The organism is Hydrogenophaga bisanensis, from assembly GCF_042665135.1.
Classification (GTDB): domain Bacteria; phylum Pseudomonadota; class Gammaproteobacteria; order Burkholderiales; family Burkholderiaceae_C; genus Hydrogenophaga; species Hydrogenophaga bisanensis.
The window spans coordinates 1-596 of record NZ_JBHTBX010000039.1 but is presented as its reverse complement, the minus strand read 5'-3'; the positions used below and the strand labels follow the sequence as shown (position 1 = coordinate 596).

The window sequence follows — 596 nt, the reverse complement described above, 5'->3', positions numbered from 1 at the left end:
CTGCTTACTTCAGGTAAATCGTATAAGGAAGTTGAAGCTATAACCGGTTTCAGTCGCAGTACGCTTTTTAGAATAAAGAAGAAAATTGAAGAAAGTTAAAAAAGAAGTCTCAGCGAACCAGACAGGTAAATACTTAATGCGTTCTAGATATGAGTCTATTAGCATGTTGTGAAATATAATATTTTTTTATTTACTTGATTGGTTCTGTTGCAAAGTTTTAAATAAAGAATAAAATCCCTTACGGTATCTATGATTTAAGCTGGGATTCCCAATAATACCTTGATTTCAGTACAGACCGAAAACCCGAAGAGAGTGCCTTCTTTTCGGGTTTTCTTATATAATCCTCGAATGGCTTCCATGCCTTTAATCGTGGTAGAGGCAGTGCGTAAACTTCGATAGAATTTATTGCGTCTCTTTACTGGACGATGGTCTTGTTCAATCAAATTATTCAGGTATTTAATGGTACGATGTTCTGTCCCTTGATAAAAGCCGTATTCTTTTAGTTTCTTAAAGGCACTTGTAATAGAGGGGGCTTTATCTGTGACTACAACCTTCGGTTCATCAAACTGCTTCACTAACCGCTTAAGAAAAGCATA

The 596-nt window shown here is 35.9% G+C and carries 1 pseudogene; it reads right to left on the bottom strand.

The features are described from left to right. Positions 1-254: 254 nt before the first annotated feature. A pseudogene (locus ACFQNJ_RS19330) lies at positions 255-596 on the bottom strand (IS6-like element IS1216 family transposase); the annotation flags it as partial.